This is a genomic window from Amycolatopsis sp. NBC_00348 (genome assembly GCF_036114655.1).
Taxonomy (GTDB): Bacteria; Actinomycetota; Actinomycetes; order Mycobacteriales; family Pseudonocardiaceae; genus Amycolatopsis.
Genome location: NZ_CP107994.1, coordinates 5,559,482 through 5,582,582 on the forward strand (window position 1 = coordinate 5,559,482; position 23,101 = coordinate 5,582,582).

General features: G+C 72.6%; 21 protein-coding genes. 11 read left to right on the forward strand and 10 right to left on the reverse strand.

Going from position 1 to position 23,101, the window contains the following annotated elements:
* Window positions 1-58: 58 nt before the first annotated feature.
* From kstD to OHS58_RS23765, 6 genes are all read left to right on the forward strand, one after another.
* A complete protein-coding gene (gene kstD, locus OHS58_RS23740; RefSeq protein WP_328644040.1) occupies window positions 59-1,723 on the forward strand; it encodes a 3-oxosteroid 1-dehydrogenase in 1,665 nt (554 codons plus the stop codon).
* Window positions 1,720-2,856, forward strand: a complete 1,137-nt coding sequence (locus OHS58_RS23745) for a Rieske 2Fe-2S domain-containing protein (protein ID WP_247063339.1) — start codon at window positions 1,720-1,722, stop codon at window positions 2,854-2,856. Before kstD ends, OHS58_RS23745 begins: the two co-directional genes overlap by 4 nt.
* Entirely contained in the window at window positions 2,853-3,110 is a 258-nt protein-coding gene (locus OHS58_RS23750) for a hypothetical protein (RefSeq protein ID WP_247063338.1), read from the forward strand. Before OHS58_RS23745 ends, OHS58_RS23750 begins: the two co-directional genes overlap by 4 nt.
* The gene (locus OHS58_RS23755) at window positions 3,103-4,143 is read left to right on the forward strand and encodes a ferredoxin--NADP reductase (RefSeq protein ID WP_328644041.1); all 1,041 of its coding nucleotides are present in this window, start codon (window positions 3,103-3,105) and stop codon (window positions 4,141-4,143) included. The genes OHS58_RS23750 and OHS58_RS23755 overlap by 8 nt, the downstream gene beginning before the upstream one ends.
* A gap of 9 nt (window positions 4,144-4,152) precedes the next feature.
* On the forward strand, window positions 4,153-4,998 hold the full coding sequence (locus tag OHS58_RS23760; RefSeq protein ID WP_328644042.1) for a MaoC/PaaZ C-terminal domain-containing protein: 846 nt from the start codon (window positions 4,153-4,155) through the stop codon (window positions 4,996-4,998).
* A gap of 161 nt (window positions 4,999-5,159) precedes the next feature.
* On the forward strand, window positions 5,160-5,612 hold the full coding sequence (locus tag OHS58_RS23765; RefSeq protein ID WP_247063332.1) for a riboflavin kinase: 453 nt from the start codon (window positions 5,160-5,162) through the stop codon (window positions 5,610-5,612).
* Window position 5,613: 1 nt separating this feature from the next.
* Here OHS58_RS23765 and OHS58_RS23770 read toward each other — a convergent pair whose 3' ends face one another.
* The 6 genes from OHS58_RS23770 to OHS58_RS23795 form a co-directional block, all read right to left on the reverse strand.
* A complete protein-coding gene (locus OHS58_RS23770; protein WP_328649851.1) occupies window positions 5,614-6,132 on the reverse strand; it encodes a DUF5134 domain-containing protein in 519 nt (172 codons plus the stop codon).
* A gap of 182 nt (window positions 6,133-6,314) precedes the next feature.
* The gene (locus OHS58_RS23775; RefSeq protein ID WP_328644043.1) at window positions 6,315-7,484 is read right to left on the reverse strand and encodes a lipid-transfer protein; all 1,170 of its coding nucleotides are present in this window, start codon (window positions 7,482-7,484) and stop codon (window positions 6,315-6,317) included.
* On the reverse strand, window positions 7,481-7,867 hold the full coding sequence (locus OHS58_RS23780) for a MaoC family dehydratase (protein ID WP_326954881.1): 387 nt from the start codon (window positions 7,865-7,867) through the stop codon (window positions 7,481-7,483). Before OHS58_RS23780 ends, OHS58_RS23775 begins: the two co-directional genes overlap by 4 nt.
* Complete coding sequence (locus OHS58_RS23785) at window positions 7,864-8,775, reverse strand: bifunctional MaoC family dehydratase N-terminal/OB-fold nucleic acid binding domain-containing protein (protein ID WP_326947594.1); 912 nt, start codon at window positions 8,773-8,775, stop codon at window positions 7,864-7,866. The genes OHS58_RS23780 and OHS58_RS23785 overlap by 4 nt, the downstream gene beginning before the upstream one ends.
* Complete coding sequence (locus tag OHS58_RS23790) at window positions 8,772-9,926, reverse strand: acyl-CoA dehydrogenase family protein (RefSeq protein ID WP_328644044.1); 1,155 nt, start codon at window positions 9,924-9,926, stop codon at window positions 8,772-8,774. Before OHS58_RS23790 ends, OHS58_RS23785 begins: the two co-directional genes overlap by 4 nt.
* Window positions 9,927-9,931: 5 nt before the next feature.
* Complete coding sequence (locus OHS58_RS23795; RefSeq protein ID WP_328644045.1) at window positions 9,932-10,978, reverse strand: acyl-CoA dehydrogenase family protein; 1,047 nt, start codon at window positions 10,976-10,978, stop codon at window positions 9,932-9,934.
* A gap of 86 nt (window positions 10,979-11,064) precedes the next feature.
* On the opposite strand from OHS58_RS23795, the gene OHS58_RS23800 reads away from it, so the two are divergent.
* The gene (locus OHS58_RS23800) at window positions 11,065-11,949 is read left to right on the forward strand and encodes an alpha/beta fold hydrolase (protein WP_328644046.1); all 885 of its coding nucleotides are present in this window, start codon (window positions 11,065-11,067) and stop codon (window positions 11,947-11,949) included.
* Window positions 11,950-11,958: 9 nt separating this feature from the next.
* Window positions 11,959-12,453: a nitroreductase family deazaflavin-dependent oxidoreductase gene (locus tag OHS58_RS23805; protein ID WP_326947589.1), complete on the forward strand. Its 495-nt coding sequence runs from the start codon at window positions 11,959-11,961 to the stop codon at window positions 12,451-12,453.
* Here OHS58_RS23805 and OHS58_RS23810 read toward each other — a convergent pair.
* A complete protein-coding gene (locus tag OHS58_RS23810; RefSeq protein ID WP_328644047.1) occupies window positions 12,440-13,834 on the reverse strand; it encodes a WS/DGAT/MGAT family O-acyltransferase in 1,395 nt (464 codons plus the stop codon). The two genes, OHS58_RS23805 and OHS58_RS23810, sit on opposite strands and share 14 nt — an antisense overlap.
* A gap of 64 nt (window positions 13,835-13,898) precedes the next feature.
* On the opposite strand from OHS58_RS23810, the gene OHS58_RS23815 reads away from it, so the two are divergent.
* Entirely contained in the window at window positions 13,899-15,131 is a 1,233-nt protein-coding gene (locus tag OHS58_RS23815) for an alpha/beta hydrolase (RefSeq protein ID WP_328644048.1), read from the forward strand.
* On the opposite strand, the gene OHS58_RS23820 is transcribed toward OHS58_RS23815, so the two are convergent.
* From OHS58_RS23820 to OHS58_RS23830, 3 genes are all read right to left on the reverse strand, one after another.
* Window positions 15,125-16,285 carry an SWIM zinc finger family protein gene (locus OHS58_RS23820; protein WP_328644049.1) on the reverse strand — a complete coding sequence of 387 codons (1,161 nt, stop codon included), beginning with the start codon at window positions 16,283-16,285 and terminating at the stop codon, window positions 15,125-15,127. The two genes, OHS58_RS23815 and OHS58_RS23820, sit on opposite strands and share 7 nt — an antisense overlap.
* Window positions 16,285-19,350 carry an SNF2-related protein gene (locus OHS58_RS23825; protein WP_328644050.1) on the reverse strand — a complete coding sequence of 1,022 codons (3,066 nt, stop codon included), beginning with the start codon at window positions 19,348-19,350 and terminating at the stop codon, window positions 16,285-16,287. Before OHS58_RS23825 ends, OHS58_RS23820 begins: the two co-directional genes overlap by 1 nt.
* 287 nt (window positions 19,351-19,637) lie before the next feature.
* Complete coding sequence (locus tag OHS58_RS23830) at window positions 19,638-21,692, reverse strand: acyl-CoA dehydrogenase (RefSeq protein ID WP_328644051.1); 2,055 nt, start codon at window positions 21,690-21,692, stop codon at window positions 19,638-19,640.
* 146 nt (window positions 21,693-21,838) lie between these two features.
* Here OHS58_RS23830 and kstR point away from each other — a divergent pair, with 146 nt between their 5' ends.
* Both kstR and OHS58_RS23840 read left to right on the forward strand, forming a co-directional pair.
* A complete protein-coding gene (kstR, locus tag OHS58_RS23835; RefSeq protein WP_247063307.1) occupies window positions 21,839-22,471 on the forward strand; it encodes a cholesterol catabolism transcriptional regulator KstR in 633 nt (210 codons plus the stop codon).
* A complete protein-coding gene (locus OHS58_RS23840; RefSeq protein ID WP_328644052.1) occupies window positions 22,468-23,100 on the forward strand; it encodes a maleylpyruvate isomerase family mycothiol-dependent enzyme in 633 nt (210 codons plus the stop codon). Before kstR ends, OHS58_RS23840 begins: the two co-directional genes overlap by 4 nt.
* Window position 23,101: the final 1 nt, after the last annotated feature.

Consider the following 23,101-nt stretch of genomic DNA (forward strand, 5'->3'; position numbering starts at 1 on the left):
CCGAAAGCGACCCTCAACTGGATACTTGTCTTGTGGAACACGTTATAGGTGAGGTGGCATGACGGAGCAGTTCGACGTCGTCGTGGTCGGCAGCGGCGCTGCCGGGATGACCGCCGCGCTGGCCGCGGCTAACGGCGGCCTGAGCGTCGTACTCCTGGAGAAAGCGGCCTGTTTCGGCGGCTCGACCGCGCGCTCCGGCGGCGGGGTCTGGCTGCCGGGCAACCACGCGTTGCGCGCCGCCGGGATCGACGACCCGCCCGAGCGGGCACGCGAGTACCTCGCCTCGATCGTCGGGGACGTCGTCCCGGCCGTCCGGCGCGACACGTTCCTCGCCCACGGGCCCGAGGTGCTGCGGTTCGTCTGCGACCACACGCCGCTGAAGTTCCGCTGGGTCCGCGACTACAGCGACTACCACCCCGAAGCGCCCGGCGGGCGGACCGGCGGCCGGTCCGTCGAGCCCGTCGCCCTCGACGGCCACCTGCTCGGCGACGAGCTGGCCCACCTCGAACCGCCCTACAGCGCTCCCCCGCTCGGCGTGCCGATCACCCAGGCCGACTACCGCTGGCTGAGCCTGCTCCTGCGGCACCCCCGCGGCGTTGTCCGGCTGCTGTCGCTCGGCACGCAGTGGCTGGCCGGCCGGATCCGGCGGCAGCACCTGCTGGCCATGGGGCAAGCGCTTGCGGCCGGCCTGCGGATCGGCCTGACCAGGGCGAACGTCGAGGTCCGGCTCAACACGGCACTGGTGGACCTGCAGGTCGAAGGCGACCGGGTCACCGGGGTGGTCACCGCGCAAGGAGTCATCGCGGCCCGCCGCGGCGTGATCCTCGCCAGCGGCGGCTTCGAACAGAACCTCGAGATGCGCGAGAAGTACCAGCGCTCCCCGATCGGCACCGACTGGACCGTCGGCGCGGAGGCGAACACCGGCGACGGCATCACCGCCGGGCTCAAGCTCGGCGCGGCCCTCGACCTGATGGACGACGCCTGGTGGGGCCCGACCCTGCCGCTCACCGGCGGGCCGTGGTTCGCGCTGGCCGAGCGCTCGCGCCCGCGTTGCGTCATGGTCGACGCGCGCGGGCAGCGGTTCGTCAACGAGTCAGCGCCCTACGTCGAGGCTGTGCACGCGATGTACGGCGAGGGCGACGGCCCGGGCGAGCACATCCCGACCTGGCTGGTGTTCGACCAGCGTTACAAGGACCGCTACATGTTCACCGGCGTCGGGCCGCGCCAGCCGCTGCCCGGCCGCTGGTTCAAGGCCGGGATCGCGGTCAAGTCGTCGTCGCTGGCCGGGCTGGCCGGGAAGATCGACGTCCCGGCGGATGCGCTGGAAGCCACGATCGAGCGCTTCAACGGCTTCGCGCGCACCGGCGTCGACGAGGACTTCCAGCGCGGGCTCAGCACGTACGACCACTACTACGGCGACCCGCGCAACAAACCCAACCCCAGCCTCGGCCCGCTCGACAAGGCGCCGTACTACGCGGTGAAGATCGTGCCCGGCGACCTCGGCACCAAGGGCGGGCTGCGGACCGACGAACACGCACAGGTCCTGCGCGAGGACGGCTCGGTCGTGCCGGGCCTGTTCGCCGCGGGCAACGTCAGCGCGGCCGTGATGGGCCGCACGTACGCCGGGCCCGGCGCGACCATCGGCCCCGCCATGGTGTTCGGCTACCTTGCGGCGACGCGGCTGGCGAACGAAGATCAGAGGACCACGGGAGGGCAGCGATGACGCAGGAATCGGTACGCACCATCTACGCCGGTGAGCCACCGACGCGGTTCGCCCGGGGCTGGCACTGCCTGGGGCTGGCCGAGCGCCTCCGCGACGGGAAACCGCACGCCATCACGGCGTTCGGCACCAAGCTGGTGGTGTTCGCGGACTCGAAGAGCGACCTGCACGTACTCGACGGCTACTGCCGGCACATGGGCGGCGACCTCACCCAGGGCACGGTCAAGGGCGACGAGATCGCCTGCCCGTTCCACGACTGGCGCTGGAACGGCAGCGGCAAGTGCGTCGCGATCCCCTACGGCAAGCGGGTTCCGCTGCGCGCGCGAACGCGCTCGTGGCAGACGCTGGAGCAGAACGGCCAGCTGTTCGTGTGGCACGACCCGGAAGGCAATCCGCCGCCGGCCGAGCTGGCGATCCCGCGGATCGAGGCGGCCTACAGCTCCGAGTGGAGCAACTGGACGTGGGACTCGATCTTCATCGACGGGTCCAACTGCCGTGAGATCATCGACAACGTCGTGGACATGGCGCACTTCTTCTACATCCACTACGCCTACCCGACGTACTTCAAGAACATCTTCGAAGGCCACATCGCGACGCAGTACCTCAACACCAAGGGCCGCCCGGACATGGGCATGGCGTCCAACTACGGCGGCGAGGACAACCTGCTGCGGTCGGAGGCGTCGTACTTCGGGCCGTCGTACATGATCAACGACCTGGTGAACTCCTTCCAGGGGTACGAGATCCAGAGCGTGCTGATCAACTGCCACTACCCCGTGTCGCCGACATCGTTCGTGCTGCAGTACGGCATGAAGGTCAAGAAGCAGGACGGGCTTTCGGACGAGCACGCCGACAAGATCGCTTCGAAGCTGGCGAAGGGCATCGGCGCCGGCTTCCTGCAGGACGTCGAGATCTGGAAGCACAAGACGCAGATCGAGAACCCGCTGCTGTGCGAAGAGGACGGTCCGGTCTACCAGCTTCGCCGCTGGTACCAGCAGTTCTACGTCGACGCCGCCGACGTCACCGAGGACATGACCCGGCGCTTCGAGTTCGAAGTGGACACGTCGAAGGCGAACGAGGCGTGGTCGGCCGAGGTGGCGGAGAACCTGGCCAGGCAGAAGGCGGAGGCCGAGGTGTGACCACGTCGGAGACCGTCGAGTTCCTGACCGGCGGGCTGCGGCCGCACGAGTGCCGCGCCTGCGGGACCTGCGTGCTGGTGAAGAAGAACAGCATCAGCCACACCAGCATCCAGTGGACCACGAACGCGGCCGAGAGCTGCCCGGTCTTCGCCGACGCCGACCGCCCGACCGCGTTGCTCGACACCTGCCCGAAGCTGTCGGACAGCATCGACGACGCGGTGCGCGAAGGCACACTGGCGGTCGCGGATGGCTGAGCGGGTCTACACCCTGACGGTCGCCGACGTCGTCGTCGAGACGCCGGACGCGCGTTCGGTGGTGTTCGAGATCCCCGGCGAGCACGCGTCGGCGTTCCAGTATGCGGCCGGGCAGTTCCTGACGCTGCGGATCCCCAGCGAGCGCACCGGTTCGGTGGCGCGGTGCTACTCGCTGTCCAGCGCACCGCACGAGAACCGCGTCCAGGTGACGGTCAAGCGCACCGACGGCGGGTACGGGTCGAGCTGGATCTGCGACGAGCTGCGGGCCGGGATGACCCTGGACGTGCTGGCGCCGGCCGGCGTGTTCACACCGTCCTCAGTGGACGAAGACTTCCTGCTCTTCGCCGCGGGCAGCGGGATCACGCCGGTGATGGCGATCCTGAAGACGGCGCTGGAGCAGGGCTCCGGCCGGGTCGTGCTGGTCTACGCGAACCGCGACGAGGCGTCGGTGATCTTCGCCGGCGAGCTGACGTCGCTGGCGAAACGCTACGGCGACCGGCTGGTCGTCGTCCACTGGCTGGAGAGCGTCCAGGGGCTGCCGGACGTGCCGCAGCTGCGCGGCCTGGCTTCCGCGTACCCGGCGCACGAGGCGTTCCTCTGTGGTCCGGCGCCGTTCATGGCGGCCGTGCGGGAGGCGCTCGGGCAGCTCGGCGTGCCGCGGAACCGGTTGCACGTCGAGAAGTTCTCGTCATTGTCCGGGAACCCGTTCGACTCCGTCGAGGAGCCGGTCGTCGAGCCGGAGCCGGAGTCGGACGAGGCACCCGCGTCGCTGACCGTGACGCTCGACGGCGAGACGCGGTCGATGGCGTGGCCGCGCCGCCGCAAGCTCCTGGACCACTTGCTGGAGGCGGGCCTCGACGCGCCGTATTCGTGCCGCGAGGGACAATGCAGTGCGTGCGCGTGCCGGATCGAATCGGGCGAGGTGAAGATGCTGCACAACGAGGTCCTCGACGCCGAGGACATGGCGGACGGCATCGTGCTCGCCTGCCAGTCGCTGCCGGTCACCGACGACGTCTCGATCAGCTACGAATAGGAGCACCGCGTGCCCATCGATCCCGCCGTCGCGATCGGCGCCGAAATCGGGGAAGTGAGCTTCGCCTGGACGTCGTCGGACGTGCTGCTCTACCACCTGGCGCTGGGCGCGGGCCCGGACGAGCTGCGCTACACCTACGAGCGTGACCTGGTGGTCGTCCCGACGTTCGCCACGGTCGCGGCCAACCTGCGCGTGTTCGAGCCGCCGGCGGTGTCGTTCCCGGGGGTCGAGATCGACCTGGCGAAGGTGCTGCACGGCAAGCAGGAGATCACCCTGCACGGGCCGATCCCGGTCGAAGGCAAGGCGGTGGCCCGCTCGCGGGTCGCGGACGTCTACGACAAGGGCAAGGCGGCCGTGATCATCCAGGAGGTCGACGTCACGTCGTCGGACGGCAGTCCTCTGTGGACGGCCCGGTCGAGCATCTTCGCCCGCGGCGAAGGCGGTTTCGGCGGGTCACGCGGGCCGTCGGACCGCATCGAGTGGCCCACGCGCGAGCCGGACGCGGTGCTCGAAACCCCGACGCTGCCGCAGCAGGCGCTGCTGTACCGCCTGTGCGGCGACCGCAACCCGCTGCACGCGGACCCGGCGTTCGCGGAGGCGGCCGGCTTCCCGCGTCCGATCCTGCACGGTTTGTGCACTTATGGCGTGGTCGCCCGGGTCCTGATCGACGAGTTCCTCGACGGCGACCCCTCGCGGGTGGCGTCGTTCGCGACGAAGTTCGCCGGCGTGGTGTTCCCGGGCGAGACCCTCCGGACCCGGGTCTGGCGCGAGGACGACCGCCTGCTGGTGACGACATCGGCCGTCGAGCGCGACGACGCCCCGGTACTGGCGGACACGGTCCTGACGTTCGCCTAGCGGGTCTGCCGCGGCTTGTCGTGAGTGGTTAGGGCGGTTCTAACCGCCCTAACCACTCACGACGGCCGGGGCGTGGTTCGCGTCACTCGCGTCCAAGTGGTGATCGACCCGTCGTGCGCGCGCTAACGTGGACGGGAGCGACCTCGGGAGGACGGAACACGATGCCGGAATACTTCGTGGTGCGGGGCACCGTCGAGCACGGCGACGAGCGCGGCCGGGAGCTGGGCTTCCCCACCGCCAACGTCGCTCTCCGTGACCAGGACGGGTCCGTCGGCGACGGTGTGTGGGCGGGCTGGGTGCAGCGCGGGGACGGCACGCGCATCGCCGCGGCCGTGTCCGTCGGCCGGCGGCCGACCTACTACGGGGCCGACGGCTACCGGCTGCTCGAAGCGCACCTGCTGGACTTCACCGGCGACCTCTACGACGAGACCCTCGTCGTCTGGCTCGGCGCCCACCTGCGGGACCAGCAGGCCTACGCCTCCGCCGAGGACCTCGTCACCGCGCTCAAGAACGACATCGCCGTCGCGACGCAGTGGACCGCCGGCCACCCCGCCGCCGCGCTGCCCGAACCCGGCGACAGCCCGCTCGGCGAGGTCCGGCACATCCCCGAATAGGTCACAGGGCCGCCGCGAGGAGCATGTAGCCCATCCCGGCGCCCATCACCACCCGGCAGGCCGCGCGCGAGGCGTGCCCGGACACCGACACCGCGGGACCGCGCACCATCAGCACGCCCGTGCGCGCCGCGTCGACGACGAAGTAGGCCGCGGCGGCCACCGCGACCAGCGGCACCGCCAGCCGGGCGTCCATTGTGGACATTGTGGACATCGTCAGCCACGGCCCGTGCGCCATCCCGTCGTGGGGCATCGCCGTGACCATGTAGAGCATCGCCGCCGCGGACAGCGCGTGGTGCGCGCAGCCGGACCGGCGGCCGCGCCACCAGCTGACGGCGAACCAGCCCGCCGTCAGCACCAGCACCGCCTGCCAGCCGGCCGCCGGGATCGGGCCGCCGACCGGCGAGAGCATCGCCACCATCGCCACGACCAGCAGCAGCTCGGCCAGGTCGCCGTTGCGGACGCCGTGGCCGAGGCGGACGTAGTCGAGCCGGACGAGCCGCAGCACGCAGGGCAGCACCATCGCGGCGAAGACCGCGGTGAGCGCCCAGTCCACGCCGGCCACTACGGGACGGCCGGCGGCTCGGCGGGTTCGCGCATGACGGCCTCACTCTGCGTCGCGGACAGTCCCTCCACCGTGACATCCGGCGCGGACCCGCACCAGCCGTCAAAGAGGTGACACCCGTTGACCCACAAGGGGGACCGTCAGTCACTCGTGAGGACGAGCCCGCTCGTCGGCACGCCGGTGCCCGCCGTGACCAGCACCCGGGACGCGCCGGGCACCTGGTTGACGGCGTCCCCGCGGATCTGCCGGACGCCCTCGGCGATGCCGTTCATGCCGTGGATGTAGGCCTCGCCGAGCTGGCCGCCGTGCGGGTTCAGCGGCAGCGCGCCGTCGAGCTCCAGCGCGCCGTCGGCGATGAAGTCCTTCGCTTCACCGCGGCCGCAGAACCCCAGCTCCTCCAGCTGCATCAGGACGTACGGCGTGAAGTGGTCGTACAGCACGGCGACATCCACATCGGACGGTCGGAGGCCGGACTGAGCCCACAGCTGCCGGCCCACGACGCCCATCTCCGGCAGCGCGGCCAGGTCGTCGCGGTAATAGCTGGTCATCACGTACTGGTCCGGCCCGCTCCCCTGCGCGGCCGCGGCGACGACCGCCGGCGGCCGGGCCAGGTCGCGGGCGCGCTCGACGCTGGTGACGACCAGCGCGACCCCGCCGTCGCTCTCCTGGCAGCAGTCGAGCAGGTGCAGCGGCTCGGCGACCCAGCGCGACCCCTGGTGCTCGGCCAGGGTGATCGGCCGGCCGTGGAACCAGGCGTTCGGGTTGGTCGCCGCGTGCTTGCGGTCGAGCACCGCGATCCGGCCGAAGTCCGCGCTCGTCGCGCCGTAGTCGTGCAGGTACCGCTGCGCGACCATGGCGACCGTGGCCGCCGGGGTCGCGATGCCCATCGGGTAGTGGAAGGCGTTGTCCACCCCGGACGAGTTGACCTGGCCGGCCGCGGCCGAGGACACCTGGCCGAAGCGCATCCCCGAGCGTTCGTTGAACGCGCGGTAGGCGACAACGACGTCGGCGACGCCGGTCGCCACCGCCATCGCGGCCTGCTGCACGGTCGCCGCCGCCGCGCCACCCCCGTAGTGGATGCGGCTGAAGAACTCGAGTTCGGGGATGCCCAGCTCACGCGCCAGCGCGATCTCCGCGTTGCCGTCCATGGTGAAGGACACGAGCCCGTCCACTTCGGACGGCGCGATCCCGGCGTCGGCCAGTGCGTGCGACACGCATTCCGCGGCCAGCCGCAGCTCGGTGCGTCCCGAGTCCTTCGAGAACTCCGTCGCGCCGATGCCGGCGATGGCCGCCTTGCCCGAGAGCGTCACGGCAGCGTCACCTCCACGGTCCCGGCGACGTGCTCGCCGAGACTGTCCACACCGGACACCGCGACCACGGCGTCCCGGCCTTCGCACGAGACCACGCGGCCGGTGAACGTCAGCGTTTCGTAGGCGTAACACGGCACGCCGAGCCGGATCTTGATCGACCGGATCAGCGCCTCCGGCCCGGCCCACTCCGACACGAACCGCTGCACCAGACCGGTGTCGGTGAGGATGTTGAGGAAGATGTCCTTCGAGCCGCGCCGCACGGCGGCGTCGCGGTCGTGGTGGACGTCCTGGAAGTCGCGGGTGGCGAGCGCCGTGCTGACCACGAACGTCGGGGTCGCCTCGATCGTCAGCGGCGGCAGTTCGGTTCCCTCGGTGACGGTCATCGGGCCACCTTCCAGGCGGGCAGGGTCAGGTCGTCGTCCACGGTGACGAAGGCGGCTTCGACGGGGAGTCCGATGTGGACGTCGTCCGGCGCCGCGTCCAGCAGTTCGGCCATCACGCGCACACCCTCCTCCAGCTCCACGAGGGCCACGACGAACGGGAGGTCCTTGCCCGGCACCGGCGGGTGGTGGTGCACGACGTAGCTGAACACCGTGCCACGGCCGCTGGCCACGACGTAGTCCGGCTTGGCGTCGAGATCGCCGTCCGGCGGCATCGGGCCCGGCGGGTGGCGCAGCGTCTCGCCCCAGCGCTGGATCCGCAGCTCCCCCGCCTTGAGGCCGTCCCAGAAGAACTCGGTGTCCTTGCTGATCACCGGCCGCAGCACCGGAGCCGGCGGTGGTTTCGGCGCGGGCGGCCGGAACTTGAGCACCCGGAACATCATCTCCGCCACAGCTTCGCCCTCGACGTACCAGGTCACGCGCGTGGTGACGAACCAGCCTTCGCCGAGCGCGGTCTTCTTGGGGCCGACCACGCTTTCCAGCGCCGTCCGCGCTTCGACCTGTTCGCCGTGACGCAGGTAGCGGTGGTAGGTCTGCTCGGAGTTGGTCGCGACGACGGAGGTGAACCCGGCCTCGTCGAGCAGCTCCATCATCAGGCCGAGCGGGTCGTCGCTGCCGCGCAGCGAGTTCAGGCGGCCCATCGTCCACACCTGGGCCATCGCCGGCGGGGCGACGAGTCCCTTGTGGACGCTCTTCGCGGCGAACTCCGGGTCGACGTACACCGGGTTGTCGTCACCGATGGCCTCGGTCCAGTTGTTGACCATCGCCTGGTTGACGGGGTCGCGCGCGAGGCGCGGCGCGCACTCGCCACGAGCGGCGATCTCGGCTGCGGCTTCCTTGATGTCGGTCATCGTGGCACCCTCGGCAGTCCCAGGCCGATCGAGGAGATCAGCTCCCGTTGGATCTCGCTCACCCCACCGCCGAACGTCAGCACGATGTTGCGTTTGGCCTGCAGGTCCAGCCATTCCGCCAGCTCCGCGGTGTCCGGGTCGGCCAGGTCGCCGTGCCGCCCGATCAGCTCCTCCATCGACCGGCCGATGCGCTGGATGACCTCGGAGCTGAACACCTTGGTCGCGGACGCGTCGGCGACGACGACCGGAGCGCTCGCGGCGGACGCGGCGACCTGCCAGTTCAGCAGCTCGTTGACCCGCGTCACGGCGAAGGCGTCGGCCAGCACGGCCCGGACGTCCGGCAGGTCCAGCAGCGCGTGCGCGGCGGCCCAGGTCCGCACCCGGTCGTACAGGCCGCCGATCCGCCCGGCCGGGCCGAGCATGACACGCTCGTGGTTGAGCTGCGTCGTGATCAGCCGCCAGCCCTCGTTCTCCTTGCCCACCAAGCGGTTCACCGGCACGCGGACGTCCGAGTAGTACGTCGCGTTGACGTGGTGGGCGCCGTCGCAGGTGATGATCGGCGTCCACGAGTAACCGGGGTCGCTCGTGTCCATGATGAGGATCGAGATGCCCTTGTGCCGCGGCGCGTCCGGCGCGGTCCGCACGGCGAGCCAGAGGTAGTCGGCGTCGTGGCCGCCGGTGGTGAAGATCTTCTGGCCGTTGACGACGTACTCGTCGCCGTCGCGCACCGCCGTCGTCCGCAGCGCGGCGAGGTCGGTGCCGGCCTCGGGTTCGGTGTAGCCGATGGCGAAGTGGATCTCCCCGGCCAGGATCTTGGGCAGGAAGAAGGACTTCTGCTCGTCCGTGCCGTACTGCTGCAGCGTCGGCCCGACCGTCTGCAGCGTCACCGACGGCAGCTGGACGTCGGCGCGCGAGGCCTCGTCGACGAACAGGTGCTGCTCGATCCCGCCGAAACCCTGCCCGCCGTACTCCACCGGCCAGCCGACGCCGAGCCGGCCGTCGCGGCCCATCCGGCGGACGATCTCGCGGAACACCGGCCCGTGCCGTTCGCGGCGCATCGCCTGACGTTCCGCCGGGCTGATCAGCCCGGCGAAGTACTCGCGCAGCTCGGTGCGCAGTTCCCGTTGCGCCGCGGTCAGTTCGACGTGCATCCCACTCACCCCGCCACTCGTTCGCTGAGCCTGCCGAGCCGGTGCGCGGCGCCGCCGAGCGCCCGGCCGAGGTCCTTCACCTGCGACGAATACCGGTGCAGCGGATAGGTTTCGTCGACGCCGACGCCGCCGTGCAGGTGGTGGCAGGTCGCCAGCGCGACCGGCGCCTGTTCGGCGAGCCAGTAGGCGGCGACGTCCAGTTCGGCGCCGGAGTCGAGACCCGAGGCCAGCCGCCACACCGCCGACGTCACGGCCAGGTGCACGGTCCGCGCGGCGACGTAGACGTCCGCGATCTGGCCGGCCACCGCCTGGAACGTCGCGAGTGGACGGCCGAACTGGACCCGCTCGCTGACGTGTTTCACGGTCAGCGCGAGCGCGCCGGCCAGCAGGCCGTCACCCAGGGACAGTGCGCCGGCCAGCGCGAACCGGTGCAGCGTCGCGATCGCGCCCCGGTCGGCGAGCAGGTCGGACTCCTCGACGACGACGTCGTCCAGGCGCACGGTGTATTCCGGCGGCCCGGCGGAGGTGCGCGTCGGGACCAGCGTGACGCCGTCGGCGCGCGGGTCGACCAGGAAGACGGCGGTGCCGCTCGGGGTCGTCACGGGCGTCAGGATCCGGACGGCCTCGCCGGCGTACGGGACGGCGGTCTTCAGGCCGCTGAGCAGCCAGTGGCCGTCAGCCGCCCGGGTGGTCGTCGCCGGCTGCTTCACGAGTGGCGCGGACGGCTCGTGCAGCGCCGCGGTGAGCAGCGTCTCCCCCGCCGCGACCTGGGGCAACAGCTCCGCGCGCTGCCCGGGCGTGCCGAGCGCCGCCACCGGCAGCACCCCCAGGGCGAGCGCGGCGCAAGCGGGCACGGGCACAGCGGCGCGGCCGACCTCGGTGAGCACCTGCGCGACTTCGGCCACGCCCAGGCCGTCGCCCTCCAGGTCGGGGGGCAACGCGAGGGCGAGCAGGCCCGCGTCGGCGAGCGAGCGCCACGGGTCGTCGGCGCTCAGCACCTTCGCGGCGAGTGCGCCGATCTCCGTCTGCGTATCGTCAAGAGTGAAGTCCACGCCTGTCCTCCGGATCGGCGCAATACTGAAACCTGTTCTAGTCTTAGCCGTAAACGTCCTGGACGGCAACCCCTTGGAGGAGCGGAATGCCGGTGATCGAACCGGGCGGCGCGGGCTGGCGCGCGACCCGGCGGCTGGTCACCGTGCCGCCGACCGCCGGGGTGCCCGACCCCGTCCCCCTCGACCTGCCCGGCCGCGGCAGGACGGTCGTCACCGACGTCGGCCCGCGGCACGCGCCCGCGCTCCTGCTGCTGCACTCGGTGGCCTGCACCGGCTTGCTCACCTGGTACCCGGCCCTCGACCGGCTGGCGCAGCACTACCGCGTCGTCGTGTTCGACCAGCGGTGGCACGGCCAGGGCAGCCGTTCGCCCGAGTTCCGGCTCGCCGACTGCGCCGCCGACGTCACCGCCGTCGCCGACGCGCTGGGCATCGGCCGGTTCGCCGTCGGCGGCTACTCGATGGGCGGGATGGTCGGGCAGCTCGTGGCCCACGCGGAACCAGAACGTGTTACCGGATTGGTGCTGTGCTCGACGGCGGGCAACTTCCGCCGCGGCCTACGTCAGCGCGTCGCCCTCGACGTCTTCGGCCGGACGCTGACGCGGCTGCGCGAACGCATCCGGCTCGGCACGATCCCCGGCGAGCCGCGGCGTGAGCAGCTGGCCCGGCTCGAAGACCACCGGTGGGCGCTGCGGGAGTTCCGCTCGACCACGCCGTGGGAGATCGCGGTCGCCCTCGACGAGATCGGCCGGTTCGACTCGACTCCGTGGCTGCACACGCTGCGGCTGCCCACCGCGGTCGTCGTGACCACCCGGGACCGGTTCATCGCCCCGGACCACCAGCGGTCGCTCGCGCGCCGGATCCCGGACGCGGCGACCTACGAAGTCCCGGCGGGGCACGCGGCCTGCGTGCTGGCCGCCGCCAAGTTCGTGCCCGCGCTGCTCGCGGCGGTCACGTCCGTGCACGCTCGCTAAGGAGTTCACATGGGACGCTTCAGCCTGCCCGACGAGGCCCCCGGCGGCCTGGACTCGCCGGTGACGGCCAAGGTCATGAAGTACGGGGCGAAGGCCCAGGTGGCGGTCTTCCGGCTGACCGGCGGGCGCGTCGGCAGCACCTGGCGGGTCGGCGCCGGCTTCCGCAAACCGGTGCCGACGCTGCTGCTGGAGCACCGCGGGCGCAAGTCCGGCCGGCTGTTCACCACCCCGTTGCTGTACCTGCGCTCCGGCGACGACGTCGTCCTCGTCGGCTCCCAGGGCGGGCTGCCGAAGCACCCGCAGTGGTACTTCAACCTGGTCGCACACCCCGAAACCCGCATCCACCTCAAGGGCCGTCGCGACGTCGCCGTCACGGCGCGGGTCGCCGGGCCGGCGGAGCGCGCGGACCTCTGGCCGCGGCTGGTCGAGCTGTACGCCGACTTCGCGAAGTACCAGGCCTGGACCGAGCGGGAGATCCCGGTCGTGGTGCTCAGCCCGCGGTAGGCCCGGCCTTCAGCAGGTCCGCGAGGGCCTCCGGGAGCGCGTCGGCCAGCGGCCACAGGTCCTTGACCAGCTCGCGCGCGCCGATCAGGCCGATGTGCACCTTGCCCGCGTTGGACAACACGGTGACGTTCAGCCCGGCGCCGTGGAAGACCGGCCCGAGCGGGTAGAGCCCGGTGATCCGCGCGCCGAGCAGGTACAGCGGCATCGGCGGGCCGGGCACGTTCGAGACGACCAGGTTGTGCACCACCGGGTGCTTTTCGGCCAGCCGCAACGCCGAGTAGGCGCGCACGGCCATGCCGAACGCCGTCGCCGCGGAGAACTGCGCCCAGTCCTGCAGCATGTCGGCGTCGATGTCGTGGTGGTGGTCCTTCGACAGCCGGTTGGCCTCGGCGAGGAAGAACACGCGTGCGGCCGGGTCGGCCAGGTGCGTCGGCAGGGAGGCGAAGAACGCCGAGACCTTGTTGCTGCCGTGGTCGCGTTCGGTCCGGTCGTGCACCGACACCGGGACGGTCGCGACCAGCGGGTCCTCCGGCAGCTCGCCGCGCGCGTCGAGGAACTCCCGCAGCGCCCCGGCGACGAGCGCGAGCACGACGTCGTTGACCGTGACGCCGAAGGCGTTCTTGACCGCCTTGACGTCGTCGAGCTCGAGCTGGGCGAACGCGACGCTGCGGTGGCCGGTGATCGTGCCGTTGAGCGACGTCCTCGGCGCGGTGAACGGGATCGGCATCCCCTTGCCGCGCAACGCTTTCCCGAGCCACCGCGGGACGAGCTCCAGCAGGTCCGGCAGCAGCCGGGCGACCTCCAGCGGTCCCTTCACGACGTTGAAGACGCTGGAACGCAGGATGTCGAACGCGGCCGGGACGCCGGAGTTGGCCCGCTCGGTGACCTCGGGCGCCGGCGCGTCGGGTTCGAGGCCGGCGAGGTAGGTGATCAGGCTGGCGCCGCTCACGCCGTCGACGCTCGCGTGGTGCATCTTCAGCAGCACGGCGATCTCGCCGTCGGCCAGGCCTTCGATGACGTAGAGCTGCCACAGCGGGTAGGCGCGGTCGAGCTGCTGCCCGGCGATGTGCGCGCAGAGCTCGGCCAGCTCGACGCGGTCGCCGGGAGCGGGCACGCCGATGCGGTGCACGTGGTGGTCGAGGTCGAAGTCCTCGTCCTCGACCCACACGGGGTGACTGAGGTTCCAGAGTGGATTGTGCAGTTTGCGGCGGAATGCCGGGATCACCCGGACGCGTTCTTCCAGGCGCTGCTTGAGCTTCGCGAAGGTGTAGCCGCCGGGGACGGTCGAGCCGTCGAGGGTGAGCAGCCCGCAGACGTGCAGCACCTGCGACGACGTCTCCAGGTACAGGAAGCTCGCGTCGAGGCCGCTCAGTCTCTGCATGGCGCCAGCCTAAGCCACTTCCCGTGAGCGGCGCGTCACCCTACTCGTCGGTACCATGACTGGGGTGCAGCCGAACTTCCTGATCCGCCGCGCGGTCCAGCTCGGCCTCGCCGCGAACGCCCTCCGCCCGCTGCGAGCGCGTTCGACGTCTATTCCGGCGTTCTTCGCCGGCTGGCTGACGAGCGAGCTGGCGCCCCAGTTCCTGGCGTTGACGGCCGCCGACACGGCGGTCCACCTGGCGCGGCACGGTGCTCGTGACCGGTCCACTCGGGTCGGCCTCGCGCTCGCCGCGGCCACGGCCGTCGGGCTCGGCGCGTCGATCCGCACGGGCCACGGCGCCCGCGACGAGATCGAGCGCGCGCTTCGGGAAGCCCTCGGCGACGACTACGCGGAGGAGCTGGGCCGCTCCGACCTGGGCCTGCCGTGGGGCGAGCTGGCGCTGCCGTTCCGGATGGGCGCGCCGGACGTCCACGTGGACCGCAACATCGCCTACGCCCCGGGCGGCAAGCGGTTCCTGCTCGACGTCTACCGCCCGCTGGAACCGGTGACCGGCGCGCCCGTGCTGCTGCAGGTCCACGGCGGCGCGTGGGTGATCGGCAACAAGGAGGAGCAGGGCCGGCCGCTGATGCGCTACCTGGCGCGTCGCGGCTGGGTGTGCGTCGCGATCAACTACCCGCTCTCCCCCACCCACCGCTGGCCGGCGCACATCGTCGCGGCGAAGCGGTCGCTGGCGTGGATCCGCTCGGAGATCGCCGCTTACGGCGGCGACCCGGACTTCGTCGCGGTGACCGGCGGTTCGGCGGGCGGGCACCTGTCGTCGCTGCTGGCGTTGACGCAGAACGATCCGGCGTTGCAGCCGGGCTTCGAGGACGTCGACACGAGCGTCCAGGCGTGCGCGCCGCACTACGGCGTCTACGACTTCGCGGCGACGTCCGGCTCCCCCGCGAGCAAGTACCGCCTGGAGGGCCTGCTGGCGCGGCGGGTGTTCGCGGCCGACCGCGACCCGGTGAAACACCTGGACGACTACATCGCGGCGTCGCCGTTCGACCGGGTTTCCTCGGAGGCACCGCCGTTCTTCGTGATCCATGGCCGTGACGATTCACTCGTGCCGGTCCGGGAAGCACGCGAGTTCGTCCGGCGGCTGCGGGAGAAGTCTCCGAACCCGGTGGCGTACGCGGAACTGGCGGGCGCGCAGCACGCGTTCGACGTGTTCACCTCGGTTCGCAGCGCGCACGTGGTCCGCGGGGTCGCCCGGTTCCTGGACCACACGTACCTGCAGTGGAAGGCCGCTCAGTAGGCCAAGTCCACCGGGCTCGCCGAGGGCGGACCGTCGAGGCGCCACTCCGCGCCCGACCGCACGAAGCGGTACCAGCGGGCGTCACGGCCGTAGCGGAGCTGCCGGTCGCCCTGGGTGAGCCGGTTGCGCCAGATTCGCGGGGTGCCCGGGAAGCCCGCGTCGGCCAGGATCGCCTGGGCTTCGGCGAGCGGGCCGGGGCCGGGCTGCCAGGTCTCGCGCAGCGCGGTCAGGCCGCCGCGGCCGGCTTCACGCCAGGCCGCCGCCCAGCGGGCCAGGTCGTGTGGCGGCACCTCGGCCGCCTCGGCCAGCGCGGCGACTTCGGGGGCGGACCGGCCGGCTGCGCGGCGGGTGAGGTCCTCTTCGAACGTCAGCTCCGCGGCCGTCGCGCCGCCGATCAGGATGTCCCGCGCCAGGGACGCCGCGTCCGCGGCCAGCGCGGACAGCGCCGCCGCCGTCCAGCCGGTGCCGGCCGGCGGGTCCAGGTCCAGCACGGCCGGTCGTCCCGCGGTGCGCGGCGGGGGCGGCAGCGCCGGGATCGCGCCCGGCCGCCGGGCGTAGGCGGCCTTCGGCGAGAGCCCGTGGTCCTCGGGCTTGGGCAGCTTCGGCCGCTCGCCGCGCGCCGGCGCCCGGCGGGCCCGCAGCTCGGCCAGGACGTCCGCCCGCGGCCGGCCGCGCAACAGGAACAGCACGAACGGGTCGCGGTCCACCTCGTCGGCGACCAGGTAGTACACCGCGGCGACGTGCTTGCACGGGTTCGCCGAGTCCGGGCACGAGCACCGCGGCCGCAGATCACCCGGCCCCGGCAGCAGGTCGGCGCCCGCCTCGCGGGCCTGCTCGGCGAGCGCGCCCGGCAGTTCGCCGTCGAGCAGCGCCGCCGCGTGCCCGAGCTGGGTGCCGACCACACCCAGCAGGGTGTCCCACTCGCCGTCGGTGAAGGTGCGCATCGTGATCGTCACCCGGTAGGGCTGCGGCCGGCTGCCGCGCACCCGGGCGCTCACCGCCCCGGCACCGACGCTCAGCTCGCTGACCGTGTCCTTCCGCGCGTAGGTCCGCCCGCGCGGCAGCCGGTTCGGGTCGAGCTTCGCGCGCTGCTCCAGCGCGTCGACCCAGGCCCGGCCCCACCACGTCGTGCCGAAGTTCCGCCGCGGCGGCATCACCCGCTCCCGAGCCGCACCAGGTCGGCCAGCTCGTCGTCGGACAGTTCGGTGATCCAGTCTTCCCCCGCGCCGACGATCGACTCGGCGAGCCCGCGCTTCTTCTCGAGCACGACAGCGATCCGCTCCTCCAGGGTGCCTTCGGCGATCAGCCGGTGCACCTGCACCGGCCGGTCCTGGCCGATCCGGTAGGCGCGGTCGGTGGCCTGGTCCTCGACCGCCGGGTTCCACCAGCGGTCGTAGTGGATCACGTGGGTGGCCTTGGTCAGGTTGAGCCCGACGCCGCCGGCCTTGAGCGAGAGCAGGAACACGGGGATCTCCCCGGCCTGGAACCGGTCGACCATGTCCTGGCGCTGCCCCGGCGAGCTCTCGCCGGAGAGCAGCTCGGTGGGCAGCCCGCGTTCCTCCAGCCGGCGCCGGAGCAGCTTGCACAGCTGGACGTACTGGCTGAACACGAGCACGCTCTCGCCCTCGTCGAGGATCACGTCCAGCAGTTCCTCGAACGCGGCGAGCTTGCCCGAGCGGCCGGTGAGCGCGCCGTGCGGTTCCTTGAGGAACTGCGCCGGGTGGTTGCAGATCTGCTTGAGCTCGGTGAGCAGCTGCAGCACCTGCCCGCGCCGCTGGATGCCCTGCGTCGCCTTGATCTCGGCGAGGTTCTCCCGCACCACGGCCTCGTACAGCGTGGTCTGCTCGGCGGTCAGCGGGACGAACCGGTCGGTCTCGGTCTTGGGCGGCAGCTCCGGGGCGATGTCGGGGTCGCTCTTGCGGCGCCGCAGCAGGAACGGCCGCACGGTAGTGGCGAGCCGCTCGGTCACGGCTTTGTCCCGGTCGCGCTCGATGGGCCGCGCCACGGTGCGGCGGAAGCGGTCGAGCGGGCCGAGCAGCCCGGGCGTCGTCCAGTCCACAATGGACCACAGTTCGGTGAGCCGGTTCTCCACCGGGGTGCCGGTGAGCGCCACCCTGGCCCGCGCGGGGACCTTGCGCAGCTCCTTGGCCGTGGCCGACAGCGGGTTCTTCACGTGCTGCGCCTCGTCCGCGGCGACCAGCCCCCAGTCCACTTCGGACAGTGTCGCGCGGTCGCGGCGCAGCACACCGTAGGTGGCCAGGACGACTTCGTCGGGCGCGAGGTCGTCGAGGTGCCGGCTGCCACCGTGGAACCGGCGGACGGGGATGTGGGGCGCGAAGCGGGCGAACTCGCGTTCCCAGTTGCCGAGCAGGGAGGTCGGGCAGAGCACGAGGGTCGGCCCGCCGGGCTTCGGCTGGTCGCCCGGTGGGATGCCGTCGGCGGTCTCCGGGGGAACGGCGCCAGCGGGTGCCGCCGAGTCAGCGGGCACCGCCGAGTCCGTGGGTGCCGGCGAGCCCGTGAGCGCCATCGAGTCAGCGGGCACCGCCGAGTCCGTGGGTGCCGGCGAGCCCGTGAGCGCCATCGAGTCAGCGGGCACCGCCGAGTCCGTGGGTGCCGGCGAGCCCGTGAGCGCCATCGAGTCAGCGGGCGCTGCCGAGCCCATGGGCTCCGTCGGGTCCGTGAGCGCCGCCGAGCCAGTGAGCGCCGCCGAGTCAGTGAGCGCCGTCGGGTCCGTGAGCGCGCGGCGGTGCAGGTGCAGGGCGATCAGCTGGATCGTCTTGCCCAGGCCCATGTCGTCGGCCAGGCACGCGCCTAGGCCCAGGCCGGTCATCGTCGCCAGCCAGGCCAGCCCCGCCTGCTGGTACGGCCTCAGCGTCGCCTGCAGGCCCGGTGGCGGGGCCGCCAGGTCGCCCGGGCGGTCGCGGAGGCGTTCCACCAAGCCGCCGAGGACCGAGGGGGCCGCGAACTCGACCCGTTCGCCGTCCAGTTCCAGCTCGCCAGTGAGCGCCGCCGCCAGCGCCTCGCCCGCGCCGAGCTTGCGGCTGCGGCCGCGGACCTTGGCCAGCAGCTGCGGGTCGACGCGGACCCACTGCCCCCGCAGCCGGACCAGCGGCCGCTTCGCCTCGGCCAGCGCCGTGACCTCGGCCTCGGTCAGCTGCTCGCCGCCCAGGCTGAGCTGCCAGCGGAACTCCAGCATGCTGCGCAGCGCGAAGTCCGGGCCGGTGACGCTCGCCGGCGCCTGCGTCGCGCTCGCCTTCGCCTTGACCTCGCCCGCGAACATGCCCTTCGACCAGAGCACCTCGATCCCGGCGCCGCCCAGGTCACGGCTGCCGTCGGTGAGCAGGTCGACGACCTCGTCGTCCGACAGCGGCAGCTCGGCGGGCGCGGACTCGGCCAGCACCCGGCCCAACGGCGGCCACGCCCGCGCGCCACGCCGCAGGCCGAGCAGCACCTGCGTCTCCACCTGGTCGCCGAGGCGGCTCAGCACCGCCTCCGGCGCGTCCCAGAGTGTCGCCGCCTCCACCACCAGGCTCGCCTCGGCCGTGCTGCGCACCGCGAGCACCCCGGCGAACGCGTCCTCGCCGCGCGCCTCGACCCGCAGGATCAGCTGGGCGCCCCGCGGCTCGCGCTCCGCCAGCTCGGCCAGCCAGGCCGCGCCGTCCGGGCCGAGCAGCGCCGGTTCCCGCGCCGCGAACGCCGGGTCGCCCGCCCCGACCGGCGCCGCCGGGCTGCGCACCAGCAGGTCGGCCGTCGCGTCCCACAACGCGCGCACCAGCGAGTCCGGCGAGTGCAGCCGGATGCGTTTCAGCCCGGTCAACGGCAGCGCGTACGCCTCCGGCGGCAACGCCCCGGCGAGCCCGCGCAACAGCTCCTCGTCCGCGGCGTCCAGCGGCCCGATCCGCCAGGAGCCGACCCCGCTCGGCGTGACGGCCGGGCGCAGCCGCCCCCGCGCGACAAGGTTCACCCCCGCGTTGACGGCCGCCGACCACGCCGCGACGGCCGGGCTCGCCTCCTCCCCCACGGTCAGCAGCCGCGGCAGCGCGCGTTCGAGCGGGACGAGCTCGGCGTCCACCTTCGTCCGCGCGAACTTCCCGCCCCGGGGCAGCACCAGCTCGATCGTGGTCCCGCCGGCCACGTCGCCGCCCCACAGCGCCAGCACGCCTTCCCTCGGCGGATCCGAGGGAAGGTAGGTGGCCTGGGTCTGTGCGCTGAACTCCACGCCCGCAACGCTAGATGACCGGTCCGACAGTTTCGGGTCCGGCGGCACGAACGGGCCGTTCGCACCGTCTCGCCATGCAACTCACACGCCGAAACGTCGTACCCGGACGGTCGGCCCGCGTACCTGGAGAGTCGGTTCGCGTGCCTGGAGAGTCGGTTCGCGTGCCTGGACGGTCAACTCCCGTGATTGGAGGGTCAACTCACGTGATTGGAGGGACGACTCGCGTGATCCGGGCCGGGACTCGCGTGACTGGGGGCGTGACTCGCGTGATTGGGGGCGGGACTCGGCTAGCGGGGTAGGCCCAGCAGGCGTTCTGCCGTCAGGGACCGGAGGACTTGGGTGGTGCCGCCGGCGATCGAGAGGCAGCGGGTCATCAGGAACTCGTGTTGCGCGGCCGCCGCGGGGCCGGTCGCGGCCAGGGTGGCCGTGCCGGCCAGGGTCAGGGCGAACTCCGCGACGTCCTGGCGGTGCTGCACCCCGAGCAGCTTGCGGACGCTCGACTCCGCGCCCGGGTCCTGGCCGCCTAGCCGGCGCAGGGCCGCCCGCAGGTCCAGCACCGAGCCCGCGACACCCTGGGCGACCAGCTCGCCGAGGCGGTCGCGGGCGACGTCGTCCAGCGCCGCGGCGTCCACTGTGGACACCAGCTGCTGCACGCTCTCGCCGACCGCCGAACCGCCGCCGATGGCCACGCGCTCGTTCGCCAGGGTCGTGCGCGCCAGCCGCCAGCCGCCGTTCGGCTCGCCGACGACGTCGGCGTCGGGCACGAAGACGTCGTCGAGGAACACCTCGTTGAACACGGCCTCGCCGGTGATCTCGCGCAGCGGCCGCGTGGTGATGCCTTCGGCGCGCATGTCGACCAGGAAGTACGTGATGCCCTTGTGCTTGGGCGCGGCCGGGTCGGTGCGGGCCAGGCAGATCCCCCAGCCGGCTTCGCGGGCCAGCGACGTCCACACCTTCTGCCCGCTCAGCCGCCAGCCGCCGTCGACGCGCCGGGCCGCCGTCCGCAGCGCGGCCAGGTCGGAGCCGGCGCCGGGCTCGCTGAACAGCTGGCACCACGTCAGCTCGCCCCGCAGGGTGGGCCGGGCGAACCGCTCGCGCTGCTCGTCGCTGCCGTGCTCGAGGATCGTCGGTACCGCCCACGCGCCGATGACCAGGTCGGGACGCCGAACGCCGGCGGCGGCCAGCGCACCGTCGATCCGCAGCTGGGCAGCGGCATCGGCACCGCGCCCGAACGGCACCGGCCAGTGCGGCGTCAGCAACCCCGCGTCGGCCAGCGCGACCCGCTGCTCGCCTTCGGGCAGCGCGGCGATCCGCGCGACCTCGTCACGCAGCGAAGGATCGTCACCGACGTCGACGCCGAGGGTGCGCTCGGTCCCGGCGAGCGCGAGGGCCGCCGCCCGCCGCCGCCACGGTCCGGAGCCGCCGAGCCACTGCCGCAGCGCGACGGCCCGGCGCAGGTAGAGGTGGGCGTCGTGCTCCCAGGTGAAGCCGATCCCGCCGAGCACCTGGACGCAGTCCTCGGCGTTGGCGACGGCCGCGTCGAGGGCGACGACGGCCGCGCTCGCCACCGAGAGCGGGTGCTGCCCGGCGGCCGCGTCCCAGGCCAGCGCTTCGGCCGCTTCGGCGCGGCAGAGCATCTCGGCGCACAGGTGCTTGATCGCCTGGAATCCCCCGATCGGCTGACCGAACTGCTCGCGGACCTTGGCGTACTCGACGGCGATGGTCAGCGTCCGCCGCGCCACCCCGGCGGCCTCGGCGGCGGCCAGGGTCGCGGCCAGCTCGGTTACCGGCGGCAGCGTGAGAACGTCACCGGAGACGTCGGCGACCCGCACGCGCCCCAGCGGCCGGGAGAAGTCGAACGGCGCCACGGGCTCGATCGTGACGCCGGGGGTGCCGGGCGCGAGCAGCACGTGGCCGTCGCCGGAGGGCACCAGCAGCCAGGCGTCGGGGTGCGCGCCGGGCACGAGGACGTCGTCGGCGGGCTCGTCCAGCAGCACCGCGATCGTGGCCGTTCCTTCGGCCAACGCCGTCAGCAGCTCCTTGGCCTCGGCCACCGAAGCGAGCAAGAGCCCACCCAGGGCCGTGCTCAGGACGGGGCCCGGCACCAGTTCCTCGGCCGCTGCGGCCAGCCCGGCGGCGAGATCGGCGACGCTGCCGTCGGCCCCGCCCGCGGCGGCCGGCAGCGCGACGCCGAACAGGCCGAGGTCGGCGAACCCGGCGGGAATCCCCGCCGGGGGCCCGGTTTCCGCCGCCCGGACCGCGTCGCGCGGCCGATGGGCGGCGGACCAGGCGTGGATCGCCGCGGCCAGCGCGGCCTGTTCGTCGGTGAGCGCGACCGGCATCGGGTCTCCTCGCGGTTACGGGACACTACTCGCGAGTGTAGAACGTGTTACAGTTTTTCGCCCAGTGGGTCATTTGTTGAACGTTTCGCCAGGACAGGTACTCTACGTCGTGAACTGGAACAAGTTCCGAAGGACGGGGGAAGCCGATGCCCGGCAAAGCCAAGGCACCGACCAAGGCGCGTGGTAACGGGCTGAGCGCGATCGGCGCCGACGAGCTCGGTTCGGCCGCCCAGCGCGACCGCCGTCGCCGGATCATCGACGCGACCCTCGCCCTGGCCTCGAAGGGCGGCTACGACGCCGTCCAGATGCGAGCCGTCGCGGAGAAGGCGGACGTCGCCCTCGGCACGCTCTACCGGTACTTCCCGTCGAAGATCCACCTGCTGGTCTCCGGGCTGGCGCGCGAGTTCGAGCGGGCGCAGGAAAAGCTGGAGCGCCAAGCGATCCCGGGTGAGACGCCGGCCGAGCGGCTGATGTTCGTGCTGGGCCGCAACACGCGGCTGATGCAGCGCGACCCGCACCTCACCGAGGCGATGGTGCGCGCGTTCATGTTCGCCGACACGTCCGCCGCGGCCGAGGTGGAGCAGGTCGGCCTGCTGATGGAGAACATGTTCGCCCAGGCGATGGGCATCACCGACCCGACCGAGGCCGACCGCGACATCTTCCACGTCGTCGCGGACGTCTGGATGGCGAACCTGGTGGCGTGGGTGACTCGCCGCGCGTCGGCCGCCGACGTCGCGAACCGCCTCGAACTGTCGGTCCACCTGCTGCTCGACAAGTGATCCCGACGGCGGGGGTCGCCGACGCGCACCGCCACCTCCTCCGCGCCCTTGGCGGCCTGACCGACGCCGACGTCGGCGCCCCCACGACGTTGCCCGGGTGGACGCGCGGGCACGTCCTGGCCCACGTCACGGATGCCGGGCGCGCGCTCGCGGACCTGGTGGAGCACGCCGGGCGCGGGGTGCTGATCCCTCTCTACGACCCGGCGACGCACGACCGCGACGGCATCATCGAGGCCACCGCGGACCGGACCGCCGACGAACACCGGAGCGCCCTGCGCGAGCACTCCGAGCGGCTGGAAGTCGCGTGGAGCCGGGTCGCCGACTGGGACCAGCCGGTGAACTACCGCGACGGGAAGCTGTCCAGCACGGTGTTCGCGCGCTGGCGCGAGGTCTGGATCCACGCCGTCGACGTCGGAGCCGCGACCTCGGCCGACTGGCCGGGCGACTTCTGCGAACACGCCGTGGACTTCCTCAAGGAGCGCCTGCCGCACGACGCGATCGTCACCGGGCCGCCGCGCGCGCTCGCCGCGTGGCTGTCCGGAAGGGACACCGGTGACGGCCTCACCGGCGACCTGCCGGAGCTGGGCCCGTGGCCGGGCGGGCGCCCCCGGAGCGGGGACGCCCGCTGAG